This is a genomic window from Pseudomonas sp. SBT1-2 (assembly GCF_028640875.1).
GTDB lineage: Bacteria > Pseudomonadota > Gammaproteobacteria > Pseudomonadales > Pseudomonadaceae > Aquipseudomonas > Aquipseudomonas chlororaphis_I.
In genome coordinates, this window is record NZ_JAQZAA010000107.1 from 214,072 (window position 1) to 238,535 (window position 24,464).

At 65.9% G+C, this 24,464-nt stretch carries 22 protein-coding genes; 4 read left to right on the top strand and 18 right to left on the bottom strand.

The window, feature by feature from the left end; translation table 11 throughout:
• The 18 genes from urtD to cbiE form a co-directional block, all read right to left on the bottom strand.
• Complete coding sequence (gene urtD / locus PVZ78_RS23490) at positions 1 to 861, bottom strand: urea ABC transporter ATP-binding protein UrtD (RefSeq protein ID WP_028683714.1); 861 nt, start codon at positions 859 to 861, stop codon at positions 1 to 3.
• Positions 858 to 1,937 (bottom strand): urea ABC transporter permease subunit UrtC, encoded by a 1,080-nt coding sequence (gene urtC / locus PVZ78_RS23495; RefSeq protein WP_273829332.1) that lies wholly within the window; start codon positions 1,935 to 1,937, stop codon positions 858 to 860. Before urtC ends, urtD begins: the two co-directional genes overlap by 4 nt.
• Positions 1,937 to 3,439, bottom strand: coding sequence for an urea ABC transporter permease subunit UrtB (gene urtB / locus PVZ78_RS23500; RefSeq protein ID WP_016703754.1), 1,503 nt, complete (start codon positions 3,437 to 3,439; stop codon positions 1,937 to 1,939). The genes urtC and urtB overlap by 1 nt, the downstream gene beginning before the upstream one ends.
• A gap of 176 nt (positions 3,440 to 3,615) precedes the next feature.
• On the bottom strand, positions 3,616 to 4,881 hold the full coding sequence (urtA, locus tag PVZ78_RS23505; protein ID WP_009046748.1) for an urea ABC transporter substrate-binding protein: 1,266 nt from the start codon (positions 4,879 to 4,881) through the stop codon (positions 3,616 to 3,618).
• Positions 4,882 to 5,290: 409 nt separating this feature from the next.
• Complete coding sequence (locus PVZ78_RS23510; protein WP_009046749.1) at positions 5,291 to 6,301, bottom strand: FecCD family ABC transporter permease; 1,011 nt, start codon at positions 6,299 to 6,301, stop codon at positions 5,291 to 5,293.
• Positions 6,298 to 7,269 (bottom strand): ABC transporter substrate-binding protein, encoded by a 972-nt coding sequence (locus tag PVZ78_RS23515; protein WP_273829333.1) that lies wholly within the window; start codon positions 7,267 to 7,269, stop codon positions 6,298 to 6,300. The genes PVZ78_RS23510 and PVZ78_RS23515 overlap by 4 nt, the downstream gene beginning before the upstream one ends.
• Positions 7,266 to 8,054, bottom strand: a complete 789-nt coding sequence (locus PVZ78_RS23520; RefSeq protein WP_038582453.1) for an ABC transporter ATP-binding protein — start codon at positions 8,052 to 8,054, stop codon at positions 7,266 to 7,268. The genes PVZ78_RS23515 and PVZ78_RS23520 overlap by 4 nt, the downstream gene beginning before the upstream one ends.
• Before the next feature lie 105 nt (positions 8,055 to 8,159).
• Positions 8,160 to 10,301 carry a TonB-dependent receptor gene (locus PVZ78_RS23525; protein ID WP_273829334.1) on the bottom strand — a complete coding sequence of 714 codons (2,142 nt, stop codon included), beginning with the start codon at positions 10,299 to 10,301 and terminating at the stop codon, positions 8,160 to 8,162.
• 156 nt (positions 10,302 to 10,457) lie between these two features.
• Positions 10,458 to 11,840 carry a PepSY-associated TM helix domain-containing protein gene (locus tag PVZ78_RS23530; RefSeq protein ID WP_273829335.1) on the bottom strand — a complete coding sequence of 461 codons (1,383 nt, stop codon included), beginning with the start codon at positions 11,838 to 11,840 and terminating at the stop codon, positions 10,458 to 10,460.
• A gap of 144 nt (positions 11,841 to 11,984) precedes the next feature.
• Positions 11,985 to 14,120 carry a TonB-dependent copper receptor gene (locus tag PVZ78_RS23535; protein WP_009046754.1) on the bottom strand — a complete coding sequence of 712 codons (2,136 nt, stop codon included), beginning with the start codon at positions 14,118 to 14,120 and terminating at the stop codon, positions 11,985 to 11,987.
• 91 nt (positions 14,121 to 14,211) lie between these two features.
• Positions 14,212 to 14,610 (bottom strand): DUF2946 domain-containing protein, encoded by a 399-nt coding sequence (locus PVZ78_RS23540; protein ID WP_273829336.1) that lies wholly within the window; start codon positions 14,608 to 14,610, stop codon positions 14,212 to 14,214.
• A gap of 54 nt (positions 14,611 to 14,664) precedes the next feature.
• Positions 14,665 to 15,159 carry a copper chaperone PCu(A)C gene (locus PVZ78_RS23545; RefSeq protein WP_016703762.1) on the bottom strand — a complete coding sequence of 165 codons (495 nt, stop codon included), beginning with the start codon at positions 15,157 to 15,159 and terminating at the stop codon, positions 14,665 to 14,667.
• Positions 15,160 to 15,207: 48 nt separating this feature from the next.
• Complete coding sequence (locus PVZ78_RS23550) at positions 15,208 to 15,606, bottom strand: DUF2946 domain-containing protein (RefSeq protein ID WP_007932873.1); 399 nt, start codon at positions 15,604 to 15,606, stop codon at positions 15,208 to 15,210.
• A gap of 103 nt (positions 15,607 to 15,709) precedes the next feature.
• Positions 15,710 to 16,033 carry a helix-turn-helix domain-containing transcriptional regulator gene (locus PVZ78_RS23555; RefSeq protein ID WP_009046758.1) on the bottom strand — a complete coding sequence of 108 codons (324 nt, stop codon included), beginning with the start codon at positions 16,031 to 16,033 and terminating at the stop codon, positions 15,710 to 15,712.
• Positions 16,034 to 16,038: 5 nt separating this feature from the next.
• The gene (locus PVZ78_RS23560; RefSeq protein WP_009046759.1) at positions 16,039 to 16,374 is read right to left on the bottom strand and encodes a type II toxin-antitoxin system RelE/ParE family toxin; all 336 of its coding nucleotides are present in this window, start codon (positions 16,372 to 16,374) and stop codon (positions 16,039 to 16,041) included.
• Positions 16,375 to 16,590: 216 nt separating this feature from the next.
• Positions 16,591 to 17,304: a cobalt-precorrin-6A reductase gene (locus PVZ78_RS23565; RefSeq protein WP_273829337.1), complete on the bottom strand. Its 714-nt coding sequence runs from the start codon at positions 17,302 to 17,304 to the stop codon at positions 16,591 to 16,593.
• Complete coding sequence (locus PVZ78_RS23570) at positions 17,301 to 18,398, bottom strand: cobalt-precorrin-5B (C(1))-methyltransferase (RefSeq protein WP_016703764.1); 1,098 nt, start codon at positions 18,396 to 18,398, stop codon at positions 17,301 to 17,303. Before PVZ78_RS23570 ends, PVZ78_RS23565 begins: the two co-directional genes overlap by 4 nt.
• Positions 18,399 to 18,506: 108 nt before the next feature.
• Entirely contained in the window at positions 18,507 to 19,712 is a 1,206-nt protein-coding gene (cbiE, locus tag PVZ78_RS23575) for a precorrin-6y C5,15-methyltransferase (decarboxylating) subunit CbiE (protein WP_273829338.1), read from the bottom strand.
• A gap of 138 nt (positions 19,713 to 19,850) precedes the next feature.
• Between cbiE and cobG the strand changes: the two genes are divergently transcribed.
• From cobG to cobJ, 4 genes are read left to right on the top strand one after another with little or no spacing between them, the layout of a single operon-like run.
• Positions 19,851 to 21,158 carry a precorrin-3B synthase gene (gene cobG, locus PVZ78_RS23580; RefSeq protein WP_277425158.1) on the top strand — a complete coding sequence of 436 codons (1,308 nt, stop codon included), beginning with the start codon at positions 19,851 to 19,853 and terminating at the stop codon, positions 21,156 to 21,158.
• Entirely contained in the window at positions 21,151 to 21,777 is a 627-nt protein-coding gene (locus tag PVZ78_RS23585; protein WP_028683701.1) for a precorrin-8X methylmutase, read from the top strand. Before cobG ends, PVZ78_RS23585 begins: the two co-directional genes overlap by 8 nt.
• Positions 21,777 to 22,508 carry a precorrin-2 C(20)-methyltransferase gene (locus PVZ78_RS23590; protein ID WP_028683700.1) on the top strand — a complete coding sequence of 244 codons (732 nt, stop codon included), beginning with the start codon at positions 21,777 to 21,779 and terminating at the stop codon, positions 22,506 to 22,508. The genes PVZ78_RS23585 and PVZ78_RS23590 overlap by 1 nt, the downstream gene beginning before the upstream one ends.
• The gene (gene cobJ / locus PVZ78_RS23595; RefSeq protein ID WP_009046766.1) at positions 22,508 to 24,205 is read left to right on the top strand and encodes a precorrin-3B C(17)-methyltransferase; all 1,698 of its coding nucleotides are present in this window, start codon (positions 22,508 to 22,510) and stop codon (positions 24,203 to 24,205) included. Before PVZ78_RS23590 ends, cobJ begins: the two co-directional genes overlap by 1 nt.
• Positions 24,206 to 24,464 lie beyond the last annotated feature (259 nt).

Below are 24,464 nucleotides of genomic sequence, written 5' to 3' on the forward strand. Positions count from 1 at the left end.
TCATCTGCCCAAATAAACTTCAACGACACGTTCATCGGCCTGCACCTGTTCCAGCGACCCTTCGGCCAGCACGCTGCCCTGGTGCAGCACGGTGACGTGGTCGGCGATCGAGCCGACGAAGCCCATGTCGTGCTCCACCACCATCAGCGAGTGCTTGCCCGCCAGGCGCTTGAACAGCTCGGCGGTGAACTCGGTCTCGGCATCGGTCATGCCCGCCACCGGCTCGTCGAGCAGCAGCAGTTGCGGGTCCTGCATCAGCAGCATGCCGATCTCCAGGAACTGCTTCTGGCCGTGGGACAGCAGGCCGGCCTGGCGCTCCACCGAGGCGGTCAGGCGAATGGTTTCCAGCACTTCGTCGATGCGGTCCTTCTGCTCGCCGGAGAGTTTCGCCCGCAGGCTGGCCCACACCGACTTGTCGGTCTTCTGCGCCAGCTCCAGGTTTTCGAACACGCTCAGGGCCTCGAACACCGTGGGCTTCTGGAACTTGCGGCCGATCCCGGCCTGGGCGATCTGTACCTCGCTCATCTGCGTCAGGTCCAGGGTTTCGCCGAACCAGGCCTTGCCGTGGGTGGGTCGGGTCTTGCCGGTGATCACGTCCATCAGGGTGGTCTTGCCCGCGCCGTTGGGGCCGATGATGCAGCGCAGTTCGCCGACGCCGATGTACAGGTTGAGGTCGTTGAGCGCCTTGAAACCGTCGAAGCTGACGCTGATGTCTTCCAGGGTCAGGATGGTGCCGTGGCGGGTGTTCAGGCCCTTGCCGGCGGCCTGGCCGAGGCCGATGGCGTCGCGGCTGCTACCCGCGTCCTTATTGGGTTCGAGGATGGGCTCAAGCATGAAGTCAGCCGTCGCAGTGACTCTCATTGTTCACCTCGTTTTTTCAGCAGGCCGATTACACCTTTAGGCAGGTACAGGGTCACGACGATAAACAGCGCGCCGAGGAAGAACAGCCAGTATTCCGGGAAGGCCACGGTGAACCAGCTCTTCATGCCGTTGACCACGCCGGCGCCGAGCAGCGGGCCGATCAGCGTGCCGCGACCGCCCAGGGCGACCCACACGGCGGCCTCGATGGAGTTGGTCGGCGACATTTCGCTGGGGTTGATGATGCCCACCTGCGGCACGTACAAGGCGCCGGCCAGGCCGCAGAGCACCGCGCTCAGCACCCAGACGAACAACTTGAAGCCGCGCGGGTCGTAGCCGCAGAACATCAGGCGGTTCTCGGCATCGCGCAGCGCGGTCAGCACCCGGCCGAACTTGCTCCGGGCCAGGCGCCAGCCGATGTACAGGCTGGCCACCAGCAACAGCACGGTGGCCAGGAACAGCACCGCGCGGGTGCCCGGCTCGGTGATGCCGAAGCCGAGGATAGTGCGGAAGTTGGTGAAGCCGTTGTTGCCGCCAAAGCCGGTCTCGTTGCGAAAGAACAGGAGCATGCCGGCGAAGGTCAGGGCCTGGGTCATGATCGAGAAATACACGCCCTTGATCCGCGAGCGGAAGGCGAAGAAACCGAACACCAGCGCCAGCAAGCCCGGCGCCAGCACCACCAGGCACATCGCCCAGAGGAAGCTGCCGGTGCCGCTCCAGTACCAGGGCAACTCGGTCCACGAAAGGAAGGTCATGAACGCCGGCAGGCTGTCCCCCGCGGCCTGGCGCATCAGGTACATGCCCATGGCATAGCCGCCGAGGGCGAAGAACAGGCCATGGCCCAGGGACAGCAGCCCGGCATACCCCCAGACCAGGTCCAGGGCCAGGGCGACTATGGCGTAGCAGAGGATCTTGCCCACCAGGGTCAGGGTGTAGGCCGAGACGTGCAGCGGGTTGTCCGGCGCCAGCAGCGAGAGCAGCGGCAGGGCCAGCAGCAGCACCAGGATCAGCGCGCCGACGGCGACCGAGACCTTGGGCCCGGCTTTCTGGCTGGCGGTAATGAGTAATGGTTGATTCATCAGTCGATCACCCGTCCTTTCAATGCGAAGAGGCCTTGCGGACGTTTCTGGATAAACAGAATGATCAGCGCGAGGATCAGGATCTTGCCGAGCACGGCACCGATCTGCGGTTCGAGAATCTTGTTGGCTACCCCTAAGCCGAATGCGGCGAACACGCTACCGGCCAACTGGCCGACGCCGCCGAGCACCACCACCAGGAACGAGTCGATGATGTAGCTCTGGCCCAGGTCCGGGCCGACGTTGCCGATCTGGCTCAGGGCCACGCCACCGAGGCCGGCGATGCCGGAGCCGAGGCCGAAGGCGAGCATGTCGACCCGTCCTGTCGGTACGCCGCAGCAGGCGGCCATGTTGCGGTTCTGGGTGACCGCGCGCACGTTCAGGCCCAGGCGGGTCTTGTTCAGCAGCAGCCAAGTGAGGACGACGACAAACAGCGCGAAGGCGATGATCACGATGCGGTTGTAGGGCAGCACCAGGTTGGGCAACACCTGGATCCCGCCGGACAGCCAGGCCGGGTTCGACACCTCGACGTTCTGCGCGCCGAACACCAGGCGCACCAGCTGGATCAGCATCAGGCTGATGCCCCAGGTGGCGAGCAGGGTTTCCAGGGGCCGGCCGTAGAGGTGGCGGATCACCGTGCGTTCCAGGGCCATGCCGATGCCGGCGGTGACGAAGAACGCCACCGGCAGGGCGATCAGCGGGTAGAACTCGATGGCCTGCGGGGCGTAGCGCTGGAACAGCAACTGCACCATGTAGGTGGAGTAGGCGCCGAGCATCAGCATCTCGCCGTGAGCCATGTTGATCACCCCGAGCAGGCCGAAGGTGATCGCCAGGCCCAGGGCCGCCAGCAGCAGGATCGAGCCCAGGGACATGCCGCTGAAGGCCTGGCCGAGCACTTCGCCCACCAGCAGCTTGCGCTTGACCTGGGCCAGGCTGGTTTCGGCAGCAGTGCGCACCCCGGCATCGGCTTCCACCCCGGGTTCGAGCAGGCCTTCGAGGCGGGTGCGGGCCAGCGGGTCGCCGGTTTCACCCAGCAGGCGTACCGCGGCCAGGCGCACGGCCGGGTCGCTGTCCACCAGCTGCAGGTTGGCCAGGGCCAGGCTCAGGGCGTCGTGCACGGCCTGGTCCTGTTCGGCGGCCAGGCTGGCATCGAGGAATTTCAACTGCGCCGGCTTGGCGCTTTTCTGCAACTGCTGCGCGGCGGCCAGACGGATGTTGGCATCGCTGGCGAGCAGTTGATGGCTGGCCATGGCGGTGTCGATCAGGCCCCGCAGGCGATTGTTCAGGCGCAAGGTCTTGGCTTGCCCATCGACGGTCAGCTGGCCTTGCTGCAAGGCGCCGAGCAGTTCGAGGCGCGCCGGGTCGGGCTGCGCGGCCCAGCTTTCCAGGAGCCTGGCCTGTTGCGTGGCGTTGGCCGCGACGAAGTCTTCGGCATCGCCGGCCCTGGCGGCCAAGGGCAGCAACAGCAGGCAGGCGAGAATGAAACGGTAGAGGGCAGTGGGCATATCGATGTCCTTGAAAGGTCCGGATGACCTCGCGGTACACCCGGACACCTGTAGGAGCGAGCTTGCTCGCGATGAGGCCCGCAGGACCTCCAGCGGTGATTGCTCTTGCGACCGCTTCGCGGTCGATCGCGAGCAAGCTCGCTCCTACAGGGAAGGCGTCAGACCTGAGGTCAGGATCAGTTGCTCTTCACCGCGTAATCCGGCTTCTTGTCGTTGCCCGGGATGAACGGGCTCCACGGCTGGGCGCGGATCGGGCCTTCGGTCTGCCAGACCACATTGAACTGACCGTCCGGCTGGATCTCGCCGATCATCACCGGCTTGTGCAGGTGGTGGTTGGTCTTGTCCATGGTCAGGGTGTAGCCCGACGGTGCGGCGAAGGTCTGGCCGGCCAGGGCTTCGCGGACTTTGTCGACGTCGGTGGACTTGGCTTTCTCCACCGCCTGGGCCCACATGTGGATGCCGACGTAGGTGGCTTCCATCGGGTCGTTGGTCACGGCTTTATCCGCGCCCGGCAGCTTCTTGGCCTTGGCGTAGGCTTTCCAGTCGGCGACGAACTTCTGGTTCACCGGGTTCTCCACGGACTCGAAGTAGTTCCAGGCCGCGAGGTTGCCCACCAGCGGCTTGGTGTCGATGCCGCGCAGTTCTTCCTCGCCCACGGAGAAGGCCACCACCGGTACGTCGGTGGCTTTCAGGCCCTGGTTGGCCAGCTCCTTGTAGAACGGCACGTTGGAGTCGCCGTTGACCGTGGAGATGACCGCGGTCTTGCCGCCGGCGGAGAATTTCTTGATGTTGGCGACAATGGTCTGGTAGTCGCTGTGGCCGAACGGGGTGTAGACCTCTTCGATGTCCTTGTCGGCCACGCCTTTGGAATGCAGGAACGAGCGCAGGATCTTGTTGGTGGTGCGCGGGTAGACATAGTCGGTGCCGAGCAGGAAGAAGCGCTTGGCGCTGCCGCCGTCTTCGCTCATCAGGTATTCCACCGCCGGGATCGCCTGCTGGTTAGGCGCCGCGCCGGTGTAGAACACGTTCGGCGACATCTCTTCGCCCTCGTATTGCACCGGGTAGAACAGCAGGCCGTTGAGTTCCTCGAACACCGGCAGCACCGACTTGCGCGACACCGAGGTCCAGCAGCCGAACACCACGGCGACCTTGTCCTGGGTCAGCAACTGCCGGCCTTTCTCGGCGAACAGCGGCCAGTTCGACGCCGGGTCGACCACCACCGCCTCGAGCTTTTTACCGTTGACGCCGCCCTTGGCGTTGATCTCGTCAATGGTCATCAGCGCCATGTCCTTGAGCGAGGTTTCGGAGATCGCCATGGTCCCCGACAGCGAATGCAGGATGCCGACCTTGATGGTCTCGGCGGCCTGGACGGTCCAGGTCATGCCCATCGCGGCAATGCTTGCCGTGAGTGTGAAAGCCTTGATCAAGCTGCGACGCTTCATTGTGCGATCTCCATGAACTTATGAGTTTTCTTGGTTGGCAGATGCGGACTACTGAAGGGCTGTTTTGCAAGGGGTGTGCCTAGTCGGCACAGGGCATGAAAACGTCGCTTTTACGGATAGGGGGAGAGGGCTGGCGCACCAATGCGGGGCCATCAGGCGTCTTTGGTGCGGGCGAATGCGCTTCGTTGGTGCTGGTGGCGACCGCCTTTGTAGCCGCTGCCGCAGGCTGCGATAAGGCCGAAGGCCTTCAGCGATCTCGAAACCTTGCGCGCCCTTCGGTCGCGATCGCAGCCTGCGGCAGCGGCTACAGGGCAGCGTTCGCCAAATCGTGCGCATTGTTCTTCTGCAGGAGCGAGCGGGCGGCGATCCGACTTGCCCGCGATGGCGGCGCATCAGGCACACCGCTTTTTCAGCGGCGGCGCATCAGACCGATGAAAAACAACCCGCCAATGGCCGCCGTGGCCACGCCTATGGGCAGGTCTTCGGGGGCGATCAGGGTGCGGGCGGCGACGTCGACCCAGACCAGGAACACGCTGCCCAGCAACACGCACACCGGCAACAGCCGACGATGCTCGGCGCCCACAAGACGCCGGGCGATATGCGGCACCATCAGCCCGACGAAGCCGATGGAACCGCTGATGGACACCAGCACCCCAGTCATCAGCGAAGCGATCAGGAACACCCGCAGCCGCACGTTGCGGGCATTCAAACCGAGGGTCACCGCGGTCTGCTCGCCGGCCATCAGCGCGTTCAACGGCCGCGCCATGCCCAGCAGCAGGACCAGCCCGAGCAGCACGCTGGCCGCCGGCACCGCCAGCAGTTCCCAGCGCGCCAGGCCCAGCCCGCCGAGCATCCAGAACATCACCGCCGAACTGGCGCGGTGGTCGCCCATGAACAGCAGCAGGTTGGCCACCGCCATCATCACGAAGGACACCGCCACCCCGCACAGCAGCAGGCGGTCGCTGTCGAGCCGGCCATGGCGCGCGGCGATGCCAAGCACCAGCAACATGCTCGCCAGGGCACCGATAAAGGCGGCGATGGGCAGGGTCAGCAGGCCGACGATTTCACCCACATGCAGCACCACGATCACCGCGCCCAGGGTGGCGCCGGAGGTCACGCCGAGCAGGTGCGGGTCGGCCAGCGGATTGCGCGTCACCGCTTGCAGCACTGCGCCGATCAAGGCCAGCCCGGCGCCGACCAGGGCGCCGAGCAGCATGCGCGGCACGCGGATCAGCCAGACGATATGTTCCTGCCCGGCGCTCCAGTCCACCTCGCCCAGGCCGAGTGTCTTGTGCAGCAGGATCCGCCAGACCACGTCCACCGGCACCCGCGCCGAGCCGAAACCCAGGGACAATACGCAGGACGCCAGCAGCAGCGCACCGAGGGCAAGCAGCAGCAAGGCATAACGACGATCGATCATGCGCCGTGGAAACCCTTGGCCAGGGTTTGCACCGCTTCGACGTTATCGATGCCCGGCGTGGCCTGCACGTAGGGGATCACGATGAAGCGCTGGTTGCGGATCGCGTCCACCGATTGCAGCGCCTTGTTGTTGAGCAGGAACTGCTGCTTCTGTTCGGCGCTGATTTCGCTGTAGTCGACGATCACGATCACCTGCGGGTTGCGTTCGACCACGGTTTCCCAGTTGACCCGGGTCCAGCTGGCCTCCACATCGTCGAGGATGTTGCGCCCGCCAGCGGCGTCGATCAGCGCCTGGGGCATGCCCAGGCGGCCGGAGGTCATGGCGCGGTCTTCGCCGCTGTCGTAGAGGAACACCCGCGGCTTCTCCGTGGGCAGGTCCTGCTGGATCGCGGCGACCTGTTGCTGCATGTCGGCGATCAATTGGTTGGCGCGGTCCTGTACATCGAAGATCTGCCCCAGGTTGCGCAGGTCGTTGTAGGTGTCGTCGAGGCTGGCCGGCGGGCGCTTCATCACGAAGGCGCAGGACTCGGTCAGCTCCAGCACATTGATGCCCAGCGGCGTCAGGGTCTGCGGGGTCAGGTCGCCGCCGACGCGCATGCCGTAGTCCCAGCCGGCGAAGAAGAAATCGACATTGGCGTCGAGCAGGGTTTCCACCGACGGGTACTTGGCCGCCAGCTCCGGCAGGCCGTCGAGGATGGTCCGCATCTCGGGCGTCACCGCCTTCCAGCCGCTGATGCCGCTGTAGCCGACCATGCGCGACTTGAGGCCGAGGGCGAGCATCATCTGGGTCATGTTGATGTCGTGGCTCAGGGCGTGTTTCGGCGTTTCCTTGAAGGTCACCTCGCGGTTGCAGCTGTGGATGGTCAGCGGGTAACGGGTGGCTTCGGCGCAGGCCTGGCCGGCGAGCAGCGACAGGGCCAGGGCCAGGCTGGAGCGAAACAGGCTGTTGAGTGAGACGCGCAGGGTCATGGTTGGGTTATCCAGGTGATTCGTGGGTAGCCGGACAGCGGGTGTTGGTCGACCAGGGCCTGGACGCCGAACACCTGCTGCAGCAGTTCGCGGGTCAGCACTTCGGCCGGTGTGCCGCTGGCGACGATGCGCCCGTGATCGATCACATACAGGCGATCGCAGAAGGCCGCAGCGAGGTTCAGGTCATGGATGCTGGCGAGGGTGCCGATGCCCAGGCGCTTGACCCGTTGCAGCAGCTCCAGCTGGTAGCGTGGGTCGAGGTGGTTGGTCGGCTCGTCGAGGATCAGCAGTTGCGGTTGCTGGGCCAGGGCGCGGGCCAGGATGACGCGCTGCTTTTCCCCACCGGACAAGGTAGCGAAGGCATGCGCCTCGAAACCCAGCAGGCCCACCGACTCCAGCGCCTGGCGGGCGATGGTGCGGTCTGCGGCGCTGTCGCCGTCGAACAGGCCCTTGTGCGGCGTGCGGCCCATGGCGACCACTTCTGCGACGGTCAGGCCGAAGGCCTCGGGAAACTCCTGCAACACCACGGCGATGCGTTGCGCGCACCAGCGCGGCGTCTGTTTCCAGACGTTGTAGTGATCGAGCCGGACTTCGCCCTGGTCCGGCCGGCTGAAGCGATAGCTGCAACGCAGCAGGCTGGTCTTGCCGCTGCCGTTGGGGCCGATCAGCCCGACGAACTCCCCCGGCGCCACGCGCAGGCTGGCCTCACGCAGCTGGAACTGGTGATGACAGTGGCCCTGGCCCAGGGGCGTCCAGGCCAGGTTGGTGAGGTTCAGCGAGGTCATGCGGTTGCTCTTGAATACGGGGTGATGCGACAGGCGTCGTCGCGGGCAAGTCGGATCGCCGCCCGCTCTGTAGGAGCGAGGCTTGCCCGCGATGGGGCCATCGGCTCAAAACTGATAATCGGCGGTCACGAAAAACGACCGCGGTTCGCCGAGGATCCATTGCTGGCCCTCATTGTATTGGCTTTGCGCGTACTGCCGGTCGAACAGATTGTTCAGCTGCAAACCGAAGGTGGTGTTGCGCAGGGCTTTCCACGACAGCACCGCATCGACCACGGTGTAGCTGGGCAGCTCGTTGCGGTTGGCCAGGTCGGCGTAACGGGCATCGACATAACGCACCCCGGCGCCGGCCCGCAGGTTATCGGTCACGGCCTTGTTCAGCCACAGGTTGGCGGTGCGCCGCGGCACGTCCACCGGGCGATTGCCACTGCGCGAGACGAACCGGTTGCCGACCTGCTCTTCGAAGTCGTCGTACTGGGCCTTGACGATGGCGGCGTTGGCTTGCAGCTGCCAGGCGTGCGGCAGTTGCAGGTCGAGGCTGGCTTCCAGGCCGCGTGACGACTGCTGGCCGACCTGTTGCTTGAGTGTCGGGTTGCCCGGGTCGTCGGTCAGCAGCTTCTTCTTGACGATGTGATAGGCCGCCAGGGTCCACTCGCCGCGCTGGTCCCAGAACATCTGCTTGAGGCCGATCTCGCTCTGCCGGGCGCGGGCCAGGTCGTATTGCTGCTGGCTCGGGCTCAGGGAAATCAGGCCGCCGACGCCGTCGGTACTGGTGGCGTACTGGCCGTAGAACGAAGTGTCCGGCGTCAGGGCGAACACCAGGCCGACCTTCCAGTTGTTGCCGGTCAGGGTCTTGTCGCTCTGGCTGCCGTCCACCAGGTTGTCGCGATCCACCTGCACGTAGTCGCGGCGCACGCCGGTCACCAGCGACCAGCGCTCGCTCAGTTGGGTACGGTTTTCGGCGAAGGCCGACATCTGCTTGGTGGTGCTCTGGAACTGCGGGCGATAGGCCGAGGCGCTGTCGAAACGGCCCTTGTCCGGGTGTTGCAGATCCAGCGGCTGGCCATCCGGCAGCGCATCGTTGAACGGCGAGTTGCTGTTGAGCTGGAAGCGGATGCGGTTGTAATCGACCCCGGCCAGGGTCTGGCTGTCGAGGCCGAACAGGCTGTGCTTGAAGGTGAAGGTCTGGCGATCGCCGACCTGCTCCTGCTGGTGCTTGATGGCGAAGTTGCCGCTGCGCAGAAGCTGCTGGCCGGCGGTGTCCCAGATGTAGTTTTCGGCGTTCTGCCAGCGCCGTTGGGCCTTGAGGTAATACAGCTCGTTGCTGGCGCTGACGCTGTCGGAGAGCTGCCACTCGCTGGTCAGGCGCGTCCACTGATCGTTGTAGTGCTGCTTGTCGTTGCCGATGTTGTAGTTCTTGTCCCGCAGGCCCTCATGGAAGCGGCCATTGACCAGCGGGGTGCCGAAATAATTCATCGGCTGCTGGTCGCCGTAGTCGTGGGCGAGGGTGAAGGCCAGGTCGTCCGTGGCCTGCCAGCGCAGCGCCGCGCTGATGAAGTCGCTGGCGCTGTCGCCGCGATCGATCCAGCCGTTGCTGCGCAGGCGGTTGAGGTTCAGGCGATAGCTCAGGGTGTCGCTCAGCGAGCCGCCGCTGTCGAGGGCCTGCTGCTGGCTGTCGTAGGAGCCGTAGCCGAGGCGCAGGTGGTTTTCGATTTCGCCGGCGAAGGGTTTCTTCGGAATCACGTTGACCACCGCGCCGGTGGCGCCTTCGCCATACAGCACCGAGGCCGGGCCGCGCAGCACATCCACCCGTTCCACCGACCAGGTGTCCACCGGGAAGGTCACGGTGCCCATGCCGCTGTACAGGCGATTGCCGTCATACAACTGCATCACCGAACCCTGGCCGGTAAAACCACGGGCCGACAACGAAGTGCCGCCGTCGCCGGGTGTGCCGGTACGGCTGATCCCGGTGCCGCGCGACACCGCGTCCTGCACGCTGCGGTCGCCACGCTGGCGAATGCGCTCGCCGCTCAGGCTCTCGGTGCTGGCCGGGGTTTCCAGGGCGCTCAGGCCCAGGCGCGAGCCGGCGGTGGTCGGGGTTTGCAGGCTGATGTCCTGGGCGTCGAGGGCGGGCGCGCTGATGGTGCCGGTGGGCAGCGTCAGCGGTGCGTCGTCGGCCTGGGCAGAGTGATTCAGGGCCAGCAGGCAGAGGCTGGACGCAAGGTACTTATTTATTGAGGGGCAGTTCATTGGGGCGGTTGAATCGCTTCTTCGAAAGGAATACCCGCAGCCTTGGCGCTGAGGGTAGGGATCTTACACGAAAGTGTTATAAAGTAACATTATGCGTGTCGGAAATTGAAGCGACAGCAGTCTACAGATCCCTCTAAACCGCGCATCTCGCCTGATTCATGATGAAGATGAGGCCGATTCAGCCGAGCGGTTCCAGCGCGACAACAGCAAGCGATCCAGCAGCCACACGGCCACCAGCGAGGCCCCGACCAGGGGAAAGGCCACGGCCAGCGCCAGCATGATCGCCATCGCGGTTTTCCATTTCGGCAGGTCGTGGCGCAGCGGCGGTACGCCAAGGCGCCCCTGGGGACGGCGCTTCCACCAGATCACCAGGCCACTGACGGCGCTCAGCAGAATCATCAGGCAGATCAGCAGCACCACGATCTGGTTGAACGGGCCGAGCATCTTGCCTTCGTGCAGCATCACCCCGACTTCGGTGGCGCGGGCCACATTGCTGTACTGCTGCCAGCGCACATCGGCCAGGACCTTGCCGGTGTATTGGTCGACATGCAGGGTGGCGTCGTTGCGCGGGTCGTCGGCGAACACGGCGATGGTGAACACGCCGCTGGCGGTGGTCGGCAAGGTGATGCTGTAACCGGCTTCGACCTGGCGCTGGGTGGCGATGTCCTGCACCTGCTGCAGGCTGATCACGGGCGCCGCCGGGCCTTCGTGCGCGGCGCCGTGGGCCATGTGTTCGGCATGGTCGCCGGACATCGGCATCGGCGTGTTCTCCATGGCCCAGGGCACGGTCTGGCGGCTGGCGGTGTTGAGTTCGCCAGCCTGCTGGTCGGACTTGGGCACGTCATTCCACATCGCCGCCGGAAAGCGGTTCCACAGCTCGGCGTATTGCTTGCCCCAGAAGCCGGTCCAGGTCATGCCGCTGAGCAGCATCAGCAGCAGGAACGCCGCGCCCCAGAAGCCGACCACGGCATGCAGGTCGCGCCACAGCACGCGACCGCGGCTGCCCAGGCGTGGCCACAACACCCCGGCCGACGACTTGCCGCGCGGCCACCACAGGTACAGCCCGGACACCACCAGGACGATGCCCCAGCCTGCCGCCAGCTCTACCAGGCGGTCGCCGAGGGTGCCGATCATCAGCTCGCCATGAATGGCCCGGGCGATGGCTTGCAGATTGTTCTTGGCATCCTGCTCGCCAAGGATGTTGCCGTGGTAAGGGTCGACGAACACATTGAGTTCGCCACCTTCCTGCTGCACCACGAACTGCGCACTGCGCCCGGCTTCGAGCGGCGGCAGGTACTGTTTGACGTGGCCCTGGGGATACGCGGCCTGGACCCGCTGGAGCTGCGCATCGGCGCTGAGGATGTGGTGCCCCGCCGGCACCTGCAGCAGGTGGCTATACATCAGTTGGTCGAGCTGGGGTTTGAACAGGTAGATGATCCCGGTCAGGGACAGCATCACCATGAAAGGGGCTACGAACAGCCCGGCATAGAAATGCCAGCGCCAGGCCAGGTTGTAGAAAGACACTTTGGGTTGGCTCATCAGGGAATGCTCCGCATGGGCAATTGTCTTTGTAGCCGCTGCCGAAGGCTGCGATCGGCCCCAACGGCCGCAGCGTATTCAAGATCGCTGAAGGCCTTCGGCCTTATCGCAGCCTGTCGGCAGCGGCTCCATTTCTTGTTGTGTTTAGAAGCTCAGGTCCACCTTGGTCCAGAGCGTGCGCCCCGGTTCGTTGATGGCTTGCGGGTCATTGGCCGGGTAGCCGAACCCGGCGTTGCCGGCCAGGTTCAGGTGCTCGGCGTAAGCCTTGCCGAACAGGTTGTCGACGCCGGTGCTGACCTTCAGGTTCTTGTTGATCCGATAGGCGCCGTTGAGCGAGAACACGCCGAAGCCGCCGCTCTTGCCGAAGTCCTTGCCGACCACGTTGCCCTTGTTTTCGTCGATGCGGTTCTGCGCCGCCACCACCCGCCACAGGGCGCCGGCACTCCAGTTGTCCTCGCTGTAGGTCAGGCCGAAACGCGCGTCCAGCGGCGGCATCTGCGGCAATGGCGTGCCGTCACTGCTGTTCTTGCCCCAGGCATAGGCCAGGGTGGCGTCGGCCTTCCAGTTGTCGGTCAGCTTGTAGGCCGCGCCGAGTTCGCCGCCCATGATGCGGGCGTCGATGTTCTCGGCTTGCGAGGTCATGCCCATCATTCCCGGGCGGTAGTTGAACAGGATGTAGTCGCGCACCTGGCCGATGTAGCCGGAGGCCCAGGCTTCCAGTTCGGCGGTCTTGTATTGCAGGCCGAAGTCGAGCTGGGTGGTCTTTTCCGGCTTGATCGAATCGAAGGCGTTGAGCGATCCGGCCGGGCCCATTTTCGGCGAGAACAGCTCCCAGTAATCCGGGAAGCGTTGCGCGTGGCCGAGGCCGGCGTAGACCGTGGTCGGGCTGTCGGCCAGGTCATGCTCGTAGCGGATGAAACCGCTGGGCAGGGTGTCGGCGCGGGTATCGCCAGCGGTCGGGTTGGGCCGGCTCATCATTCCTGAACCGATGCGCTGGCGGTAATCCTTGGCCGAGGCGCGGTCCACCCGGGCGCCGCTGATCAGCCGGTCGCGGTCGGCGGCGTACCAGGTCAGCTCGCCGAACGCGCCGTAGTTGTGGAAGTCGGCGTCCTTGGTGCGGGGCTGGTCCTTGTAGGTGTCGATGCCCATGGCGCTGCGCTGGCGGTGTTCGTTGGTCTGCGCATCGATACCGCTGATCAACTGCACGTCGGCCCAGCGCCAGGTGGCCTTGATCCGCGCGCCGAGGGTGCGGCGGTCGACGTTGCTGGCCATCGGGCCGGCCATCATCCCGGTGCCGGACGGCGTGCGCAGGGTGTAGTTGTCCATCACATGGTCGGCATAGTTGTAGTAGACCTGCGCCTCGACCTTATCCAGTACCTCGCCGATATTGGAGCGCTCGAAACGCAGCCCCAGGCTTTCGCGCTTGAACTGCGAACCGTCCATGCCGCGCCCGGCGTAACGCGCTTCGCCGTCGCCCTTGCCGGCGGTGAGTTCCAGCAGGGTGTCGGCGTCCGGGGTCCAGCCGACGGCGACGTCACCGTTCCACTTCTCGTAGCGCGACGGCACGGTGTCGTTGTTGCCGTCCTTGTAGTCGTCGGAGTGGGCCTGGTTGCCGATCACCCGCACGTAGCCCAGCGGCCCGCCGGCGGCGGCATCCACCACCTTGTCGAAGCGGCCGTTGGAGCCGGCCAGGACGCTGGCGTTGACCCGGGTGCCCAGCTCGCCGAAGTTTTCCGGTTCGCGGTCGAAGAGGATGGTCCCGGCCGAAGCGCCCGGGCCCCAGAGCACGGTTTGCGGGCCCTTGATCACCGTCAGCTTGTCGTAGGTTTCCGGCGAGATATAGGAGGTCGGCGCGTCCATGCGGCCAGGGCAGGCGCCGAGCATCATGCTGCCGTTGGTGAGGATGTTCAGGCGCGAGCCGAACATGCCGCGCAGCACCGGGTCGCCGTTGGTACCGCCGTTGCGCACCAGGGCGAAGCCGGGGATGGTTTTCAGGTAGTCGCCGCCATCGCTGGCCGGGACCGGTTGGCGCGGATCCTTGGGGTTGGTGACCACGGTCAGCGGCGAGCTGGGGGCGATGGCGGTGATCACCGTCGGGCTCAGTTCTTCGCCGTGCTGGCTGTGATCCACCGGCTGTTCGGCCGCCAGGGCCAGTGGCGTGAGCAGGGCGCCGCACAGGACGGCGATGGCATGGCTGAAACGTACGCGAGGTTCGTTCAGGGCAAAGGTAGCGCAGGCCTGGGCAGAGCACAGGCGAGTGTCAGCAGAAAACCTGGACATAAAGGTTCCATCAATCATTTCGTAAACAACACGGCCAGCAGCCTGCGGCTGTCTTTTCTACAGTCGGCCGGGTGAAGTGCGGTTGAGGGGTTTACGCAATGACTGGCGGGGCGCGGGTCCGGGCACCGGGGAACACCGTCTGCCGGGCATGGCCCAGGCGCGGCGAGGGGGTGAGGAAGTGGCTGGATGGCGAGCTGTCGAGCGCCGTGAACGACAGGCTGCCAGGCAGTGCCGGGCAGTTGAACAGCAGGCTGCAATAACCGCACTTTTCCCAGAGCGCATGGTGTTCGCCCTGGACCTTGCCGTGCTCTGCGCCGTGTGGGGGGTCACCGTGGCAGCCGGGCTCGCCCATGTCCATCGACATGGACAGGTTCATCGGCATGGCCTGATCCATCGGCATCGACTGGGAAATCAGCGGGCCGATAAAGATCATCAGCATGGCGAACAGGCTGATCCAGCTGCCGCGCCGTACTTTCAGGGGCGTGCGCATGGATCGCCGGGTGCCAGGCGAGCGCGGGGAGTTCACGGTAATGACGGCCGGTACTTACTGGGCGTGCATGTGTTCCTGGGTGCCCGCGGGCGCCTGCTTCTGCACCGCCACCTCGACCGTGACGTCGCCGGATTTCTCGAAGTGCAGGGTCAGCGGGAAGCGCTTGCCGTCGCCGAGCAGGCTGCGGTCTTTGAGCTCCAGCAGCATCACGTGATAGGCCATGGGCGCGAAGGTGACGGTATCGCCCGGGGCAATCGCCACGTTGGGCACCTGCTGCATCTTCATCAGGTCGCCCTGCTGCACGTGTTCATGCAGCTCGGCCTTGCCCGCGATCGGCGAGTCGACGCCAAGCAGGCGGTCGGCATTCTTGCCGGTGTTGTGTATGACGAAATAGGCCGCCACCGTCGGAGCATTGGGCGGCAGCTCCTGCGACCAGGGGTGGGCAATCTGCAGCTCGCCGGCCTTGTATTCATGGGCGGCGACAAAACCAGCGGGCAACAGCAGGGCGGCCAGCAGCAGAGCTTGCAAGGCCTGTACGGATTTCAACATGGCAGTTCTCCAGAACGATTCGACACGCAGATCAATTGCGAGGTGGAGTCAGACCAGAGGAGAGGCGCGGGGATTGAGGCTCGGCCATTGCTGGCGCGGCGTGGGCATGACCAGCGCGGGTGGCGCGACGCTGCGGTTGGACTCGAAACGGGCGAAATACAACTGCGGCGCATGGCCTGGCAGGGCAACCAGGGGCGCCGAGCCGGAACAGCACCAGCAGTGCTGCATGGTGGAGTGATCGTCGTTCTGCGGGGCTTGCTGCTCCAGCTTGCCCAGGGAGATCGCCACCAGCTTGGTGCCGCTGGAGGAACAGAAACTGCCCCACAACAGCTGTTCGGCAGGTGCTCGATCGGTCTGCTGCATGGCTCCCGAAAGCGGCATGGCAAGCATGTTGAACAGCACTGCGAAGCAGGCGATCCAGGCAAATGCGAGCCGTTGTCGGGACATGGTGACGATCCGTCAGGTTGAGCGAACAGGGGGGTATTTAGCCTGATCGCTGTGGATAAGTAAAAAGGCGCCGTGCGGTGTGGTGTCGCAGCGCCACCGTTGCTCAGTGAGCCGGTACCGCGCGGACCTCGATGGCAACGCCGAGCTTGGCGCGGATGGCGGCAAAGATCGCGGCCAGGTTGTCCATGCTCGGGTTGCCGCTGGCGGACAGCATGCGATGCAGGCTCTTGCTTGGCTTGGCGGTCTCCCGGGCCAGCGCTTCGAAGCCGACGGTGGCGTTGATCAGGTCGCGCAGAATGATCCGCGACATCTCCGGTTCGCCGTTGAGAAACAGCGTAGCAGCCTCGTCCAGCAACGCCTGGGAAAACGCCGGGTCGCGCTCGGCGCGTTCGGCAATGCTGTGCTTGAAGCTTCGAGTCAGTGCCATGGGTGTCACCTCGTTTTCAGTTCGGCCTTCTTGCGGTGATGGAATTCGGCGATCAGTTTTTTTGCCTGCCTGATGTCTGCCTGCTGGCTGGACTTGTCGCCACCGCCAAACAGGATCACCAGGTGCCGGCCTTCCTGGATCAGGTAGATCCTGTAGCCCGGGCCCCAATCGATGCGGTATTCGCCAAGCCCGTCGAACCACTTGATGTTGGACGTGTTGCCCATTTCCAGGCGTAGCAGCGCGGTGGAAACCTTGACGGCTGCCTGGGTATCCAGCGTTTCGAACCAGCGACCGAAGGGGCTGCGCTGGTTCTCTTGCTGGTATTCCTCGACTGTGATCATCGCCGGCCTTAAAGGTAACAAATAAGTTACTATATGGATAGGCCTTTGATCGTGACGCAAAGCCTGTTCGTGGCCAACGCCGCAAGTGTTTCTACTGTCTTCAATACGCGAAGGCCCCGTGGCGCGGCGGCCGGGGCTGCGCCTTGCCGTTCAGCGGGGAACGTCGGATGGCTTGGTAACTCGATGTATCGGCCGCGCGTTTGCGCGGCCAGAAGGTCAGCGCAGGGCCTGGAGCAACTCGCCCAGGTCATGGAATTCCCGATCGACCGCTGGCAACGGCGGCCGCTGCAGGATCAGCACCGGCAGCCCACGCTCGCGCGCCACTTCCAGCTTGGGTTCGGTGGCGCTGCTGCCGCTGTTCTTGCTGATCAGCACGTCGATACGGCGGCGTTCGAACAGTTCGCGTTCGCTGTCGATCAGGAAGGGGCCGCGTGCGCCTATCACTTCGCACCGCTCATTACCGGGGTACGGGTCGAGGGCGCGCAGGGTCCAGAACTGCCCGGCGGGGATCTCATGCAGGTGCTGCAAGGGCTCGCGGCCCAGGGTGAACAGCGGGCGCTTGAAGGGTTGGAGTGCCTGGACCAGTTCGGCCCAGTCGCGGACTTCGCGCCAGTCGTCACCGGCCTGTGCTTGCCAGGCCGGTCGGCGCAGGGCCCAGCAGGGGATATCACACAGTTGCGCGGCCGTGGCGGCGTTCTGGCTGATCTGTGCGGCATAGGGGTGAGTGGCGTCCAGCAGTAGTTCGATGCCTTGCTCGCGGATGAACCGGGCCAGGCCTTCGGCGCCGCCGTAGCCGCCGACCCGCACCTGGCAGTCCAGGTCTGCGGGCACGCGCCCGATACCCGCCAGGCTATAGATGTGCTCCGGCCCCAGGGTCCGGGCGATGGCCAGGGCCTCGGTCACGCCACCCAGCAGCAATATGCGTTTCATCGAAAAGCTCCGGCATGGCCAACGATGCCGCCCTGGCGATCGATGGCGAAGACTTCGACCTGGACCTGTGCCGGCACCACGCTGCGCGCAAAGTTAAGGGCGTGCTGGCACACCGCGTCGCCCAGGGCGATACCGGCGGCGCTGGCCATGGCCAGGGCCTGCTGGCTGGTGTTGGCGCCACGGATGGCGTCTTGCAGCGCCTGGTCGGCGCCGACCGCCGCGGCCCATTCGGCCAGTTGCGGCAGGTCGATGCTGGAATGGCGGCTGTGCAGGTCCATGTGCCCGGCCGCGAGCTTGCTGATCTTGCCGAAACCGCCGCACAGGCTGAGCTTGTCCACCGGCACTTTGCGCAGGTGCTTGAGCACGGCGCCGACAAAGTCGCCCATTTCGATCAGGGCGATTTCCGGCAGGTCGTAGACGCGGCGCATGGTGTCTTCGCTGGCGTTGCCGGTACAGGCGGCGATGTGCAGGTAGCCGTTGGTCTTGGCGACGTCGATGCCCTGGTGGATCGAGGCGATATAGGCCGCGCAGGAAAACGGCCGCACGATGCCGCTGGTGCCGAGGATCGACAGGCCGCCGAGAATACCCAGGCGCGGGTTCATGGTTTTCAGCGCCAGGGCTTCGCCGTCCTCGACGTTGACCGTGACCTCGAAACCGCCCTGGTAGCCGCGTTCCCGGGCCAGCGTCGTCAGGTGCTCGCTGATCATCCGGCGTGGCACCGGATTGATCGCCGGCTCGCCCACACCCAGCACCAGGCCGGGGCGGGTCACGGTGCCCACGCCTTGGCCGGCGATGAAACGAATGCCGCTGTCCGGGCTCAGGCGCACCTGGGAGTAGAGCAGGGCGCCGTGGGTCACGTCGGGGTCGTCACCGGCATCCTTGATCGTGCCGGCTTCGGCGCCGTTGTCGGTAAGGCGGCAGAACTCCAGGCGCATCTGCACCTGCTTGCCCTTGGGCAGGACGATCTCCACGGCGTCGCTACTGGTGCCTTCGAGCAACAGGCGCGCCGCCGCCAGGCTGGTGGCGGTGGCGCAGCTGCCGGTGGTCAGGCCGCTGCGCAGCGGGGCGGGTTGTTCCGCCGTTTCTTCACGCATGCTGCGCGGCCTTGTGTAGGAGCGAGCTTGCTCGCGATCCAGGCAACTCTGTCCGTCTGGCAGACGCTATCGCGAGCAAGCTCGCTCCTACAGGGGAGGGCAGGGCGTTCATAGCGGTTTGACGAGGTCGAGCAAGGTAATGGGCAGCGCCTGGCGCCAGGTGTCGAAGTCCCCCAGGGGCAGGGCCTGGGCGACATGGATGCGGGTCAGCTCGCCGCCATGCCGTTCGCGCCAGGCCATCAGGGTCGTTTCGCTTTGCAGGGTCACGGCGTTGGCCACCAGCCGGCCACCGGGCTTGAGCCGGGCCCAGCAGGTGTCGAGCACGCCGGGGCGGGTCACGCCGCCGCCGATGAAGATCGCGTCCGGGGCTTCCAGGCCATCCAGCGCCTGCGGCGCGCTGCCGCGAATCAGTTGCAGGCCGGGCACGCCGAGGGCGTCGCGGTTGTGTTCGATCAGCTGTTGGCGACCTGGGTCGGCTTCGATGGCCAGGGCCCGGCAGCTGGGGTGCGCGCGCATCCATTCGATGCCGATCGAGCCGCTGCCGGCGCCGACATCCCACAGCAGTTCGCCCGGGACAGGGGCCAGGCGAGCCAGGGTGATGGCGCGCACATCGCGCTTGGTCAGCTGGCCGTCGTGCTGGAAGGCCGAGTCCGGCAAGCCGGCCAGGCGCGACAGCCGCGGCGTATCGGGCTCGGCCAGGCATTCGATGGCCACCAAATTGAGGTCGGCGATGGCCGGGTCGCTCCAGTCGTTGGCGGTGCCGTCGGTCCGTCGCTCGGCCTCGCCGCCCAGGTGCTCGAGCACGCTGAGCCGGCTCGGGCCGAAGCCGCGTTCACGCAACAGCGCGGCGATGGTCGAGGGGCTGAGGCCGTCATTGCTCAGGACCAGCAGGCGCACGCCGCTGAACAGCTGGGCGCTGAGGGCGGCCACGGGGCGGGCGACCACCGAGAGCGTCACCACCTCTTGCAGCGGCCAGCCGAGGCGCGCGGCCGCCAGGGAATAAGAGGAGGGCGCAGGCAGGACGTGCATTTCCTCCTGAGCCACCTGGCGCGCCAGGCTGGCGCCGACGCCGAACAGCATCGGGTCGCCGCTGGCCAGCACGCACACCGGCTCGCCGCGCTTGGCCAGCACCGGTTCCAGTGAGAAGGGGCTCGGCCACAGCTGCCGCTCGCCACGGATGCACACCGGCAACAGGTCCAGTTGCCGCTGGCTGCCGACGATCCGCGAAGCGCCCAGCAGGGCGCGCCGGGCGTTCTTGCCCAGGCCCTTGAAGCCGTCTTCACCGATTCCCACTACTGTCAGCCAGGGCGACATCGCTATTCCTCGAGGGTAAAACCTGTTCTTCCGACAGGCAGGCTTTTCATGCCTTCGGACAAAGCAGGCATAATACCGCGCCTTCGCCCGCGAAGCGCCTTTCCCACACAGCCGGTCACCCCCTTGAACGAACGCCCGATGTCCACCGCCTTACGCCCCTCGGCCTGTCCGGGGTTGCTGCGTATCGTCCCGGCGCTGGACGGCGGTATCTGCCGGATCAAGCTGGCCGGCGGGGCGATCAGCGCGGCCCAGGCCCGCGCGGTGGCCGATGCGGCCGAGCGTTATGCCGGCGGGGTGATCGAGGCGACCAACCGCGCCAATCTGCAAATCCGCGGCATTGGCGCCGAGCATCAGGCGCTGATCGCCGATCTGTTGGCCGCCGGCCTGGGGCCGACCACCGCGGCCGGCGATGATGTGCGCAACCTGATGCTCAGCCCCACGGCCGGGATCGACCGGACGATGCTCATCGACACCCGGCCCCTGGCCGCGCAGATTCTCGCCACCTTGCAGAGCCATCCGCGTTTTCATGAGTTGTCGCCCAAGTTTGCCGTGCAGCTCGACGGTGGCGAGGCCCTGGCCATGCTGGAGCATCCCCATGACCTGTGGCTCTCGGCGTTCGAAGGCGCGGGCGAGCCCTGGCTGGCCTTCGGCCTGGCCGGCTGCCCTGGAGACCTGCCCCTGGCCAGTGTGGCGCTGGAGGATGGGCTGGCCCTGGTGGTGGCGGTGCTGGAGCTGTTCCTCGACCTGGCCCGCCCCGAACAGACCCGTATGCGCCAGCTGTTGGCGGAACACTCGGCGGCTGAACTGCTGGCGCAGGTGTCCGCGCGCTTGCCGGGGCCGGTGATCCGGGTGGGCGATTGGCAGCGCGTGGCCCCTTCGGAGCCGCTGCATATCGGTACTTATCCACAGCGGCAACCGGGCCAGGTCTATGTCGGTGCGGTCACACCCCTGGGGCGGCTGGACCCGCCGATACTGCGCGGCGCGGCGCAGCTGGCCGAGCAATGGGGCGACGGCAGCCTGAGGTTCACCCCCTGGCAAAGCCTGCTGCTGCCGAACCTGCGGGCCGAGGACGCGCCTGAAGTCACGCGCCGCCTGCAACAACTGGGTTTTCTCTGCTCGCCAGAGCAGCCCCTGGCCCACCTGATTGCCTGCACCGGTTCCAGCGGCTGCGGCAAGGCCCTGGCCGATACCAAGGGCGACGCGGTGAAGCTGGCCGCCTTGCTCCAGCACCACGGCCTGGACGTACACCTGTCCGGCTGCTCGCGTTCCTGCGCCGCCGCCCATGTGGCACCGGCTACTTTGCTGGCCGTCGCCCCCGATCGTTACGACCTCTATTTTCGCGATGCCGCGCAGCCGGGTTTCGGCACGCTGCACGCCCGCAACCTTTCCCTTGAAGCGGCCGGCGCATTGCTCGATGCCCGCCCACGGAGCACCCTTGATGATTGATTACATCCGCGACGGTCAGGAGATCTATCGCAACTCCTTCGCGATCATTCGCGAGGAGGCCAGGCTCGATCGCATTCCCGCGGACCTGGAAAAACTCGCGGTGCGGGTGATCCATGCCTGCGGCATGGTCGATGCCATCGACGGTCTGCAATTCTCCGAAGGCGCGGGCCAGGCCGGGCGCGTCGCGCTGGCCGCCGGGGCGCCGATCCTCTGCGATGCGCGGATGGTGGCCGAAGGCATTACCCGTGCCCGTCTGCCGGCGAACAATCAGGTGATCTGCACCCTGCGCGACGAGCGCGTGCCGGAGCTGGCCCGCGAGCTGGGCAACACCCGCTCGGCGGTGGCCCTGGAACTGTGGCGGCCGTACCTGGAAGGCAGCGTGGTGGTGATCGGCAACGCCCCGACCGCGTTGTTCTACCTGCTGGAAATGCTCGACGCCGGCGCGCCGAAACCGGCGCTGATCCTTGGCTTCCCGGTAGGCTTCGTCGGTGCGGCCGAGTCCAAGGCGATGCTCGCCGCCGACAGCCGCGGCGTGCCTTTTGTGATCATGCAAGGTCGCCTGGGCGGCAGCGCCATGGCCGCCGCCGCCGTCAACGCCCTGGCCACGGAGATCGAATGATGCAGCAACCTGGACGTTTGATCGGCCTGGGCGTCGGCCCCGGTGATCCGGAACTGATTACGGTCAAGGCCCTGCGCCTGCTGCGCGAGTCGCCGGTGGTGGCGTACTTCGTCGCCAAGGGTAAAAAGGGCAATGCCTTCGGCATCATCGAAGCGCACCTGCAGGACGCACAGACCCTGTTGCCACTGGTCTACCCGGTGACCACCGAAGTGCTGCCGGCGCCGCTGTCCTACGAGCAAGTGATCAGCGACTTCTACGACACCGCCAGCGAGCAGCTGGCCGAACACCTGGACGCCGGCCGCGACGTGGCGGTGATCTGCGAAGGCGACCCGTTCTTCTATGGCTCCTACATGTACCTGCACGACCGCCTGGCCGAGCGTTACCAGGCCGAAGTGGTGCCGGGGGTGTGCTCGATGCTCGGTGGCGCATCGGTGCTGGGCGCGCCGCTGGTGTATCGCAACCAGAGCCTGTCGGTGCTCTCCGGCGTGCTGCCCCATGACGAACTCAAGCGCCGCCTGGCCGATGCCGACGCGGCGGTGGTGATGAAGCTGGGGCGCAACTTCCCCAAGGTGCGCCAGGTGCTCGAAGAACTGGGCCTGGCCGAGCGCGCGCTGTACGTCGAGCGCGCAACCATGGCCAACCAGAAGATCGTACCGCTGGATGAAGTGCAGCCGATGTCTTCGCCGTATTTCTCGCTGATCATTGTGCCCGGTGAAAGGTGGCAAGGTTGATGGCCCGTTCCGCGCCGGCCATCGTCATCCTTGGCCAAGGCAGCCTGGCAACTGCGCGCAAACTTCAACAGCTGTACCCGGATGCGCTGATCCACGGCCTGGCCGAACGGGTCGAAGGCGCCGATCGCCCGTACCAGGAGTTCGGCGCGACCCTGCGCCAGCTCTATCAACAGGACACGCCGATCATTGCCCTGTGCGCCGCGGGCATCGTCATCCGGACCCTGGCGCCGCTGCTGCTGGAGAAGGGCGCGGAGCCGCCGGTGCTGGCCGTGGCCGAAGACGGCAGCGCTGTGGTGCCGTTGCTCGGTGGCCTGGGCGGGGTGAACGTCATGGCCCGGGAAATCGCCGCCGGCCTGGGCGTGGCGGCGGCCATCACCACCAGCGGCGAGCTGCGCTTCGGCACCTGCCTGCTCAACCCACCTAGCGGCTATGCCCTGGGCGATCTGGAGCTGGGCAAGCGTTTCGTTTCCGACTTGCTGGGCGGTGAAAGCGTGCGCATCGAAGGCGCCGCGCCCTGGCTGGCCGAGGCCCGCTTGCCGCAGGACCAGCAAGCCCGGCTGACCATCCGCGTCGGCTCGGCCGAGCGCGAGCCGGCCGCCAACGAACTGCTGATCTATCCGCGCAGTGTGCTGATCGCCTGCAACGGCAAAATCACTGGCGCTGCTGCGCTGCGCGATGCCCTGCATCAGAAGCAGATCGCCGTGCAATCCGTCGCCTGCCTGCTGGCCGCCGACAGTGACATGGCCAGCCCGATCTTGCGCGAAGCCGCCGCCGAGCTGGGCGTGCCCCTGCGTTTCGCCCCGGCCGCCAGCAGCGTCGCCGAGCTGGCGCAACAGGCCGTGCCGCAACTGCTGCCGCCGCTGAGCGTGGGGGAAGACATCGCCATTGCCGTGGCCAGCCAGCCGCTGGACCCGCAGCAGATTGGCCGCCCCCGTGGCCGCCTGGCGGTGATTGGCCTGGGCCCTGGCGCCGCCGAACTGATGGTGCCGGCGGTGAAAGCCGAACTGGCGCGGGCCAACGATATCCTCGGCTACGAAACCTATGTGCGCATGGCCGGCCCATTCCGTGCCGACCAGGTCATGCACTGCACCGATAACCGTGAAGAAATGCAGCGTGCGCGCCACGCCTTTGAACTTGCCGCCCAAGGCCGTTCGGTGGTGGTGGTGTCCTCTGGTGATCCGGGTGTCTTTGCCATGGCCGCGGCGGTGCTGGAGGCGCTGCATGAATCCAGTGAGCCGAGCTGGCATCAGGTTGAGCTGGAAATCCTTCCCGGGGTTTCCGCTTCCCTGGCTACCGCCGCACAGGCTGGCGCGCCGCTGGGCCACGACTTCTGCGTGCTGTCGCTGTCGGACAATCTCAAGCCCTGGGCAATCATCGAGAAGCGCCTGGACCTGGCGTCCCAGGCCGACCTGGCGCTGGCCTTCTACAACCCGATCTCGCGTTCGCGTCCTTGGCAGCTGGGGCGCGCGCTGGAGATCGTGCGTCAGCACCGCACCGCGGATACGCCGGTGGTGCTGGGGCGGGATATCGGCCGTCCGGGGCAGACTCTCAGGGTCACTACCCTGGGTGCCTTGACTCCTGAGCAGGTGGATATGCGCACCATGGTGTTGGTGGGGTCTTCCACTACCTGTGTATTCCCCAGGGCTGGAGGTGGGGAGTGGGTCTATACGCCGAGGTGGTACGGCCAGAAGCCATAGACCTGCCTTGCTCCCGGGCGGCTGTATGGTTCCGCCGTTATGGCGAGGGCATGTTTTTGTAGGAGCGAGGCTTGCCCGCGATGGCGTCCGTGCTGGCGCTGCATTTTTTGGACGGTGTACATATCCGTTCCTGCGGTAACGGCGGCTGGCGGTTTCGCCCTTACGGCGAGTCACTTTTTTTCAAACGCCAAAAAAAGTAACCAAAAAACGCTTGCCCCTGCGTACGGCCTTCGCTGCGCTCAGGTTCCCTCGCTCCGGC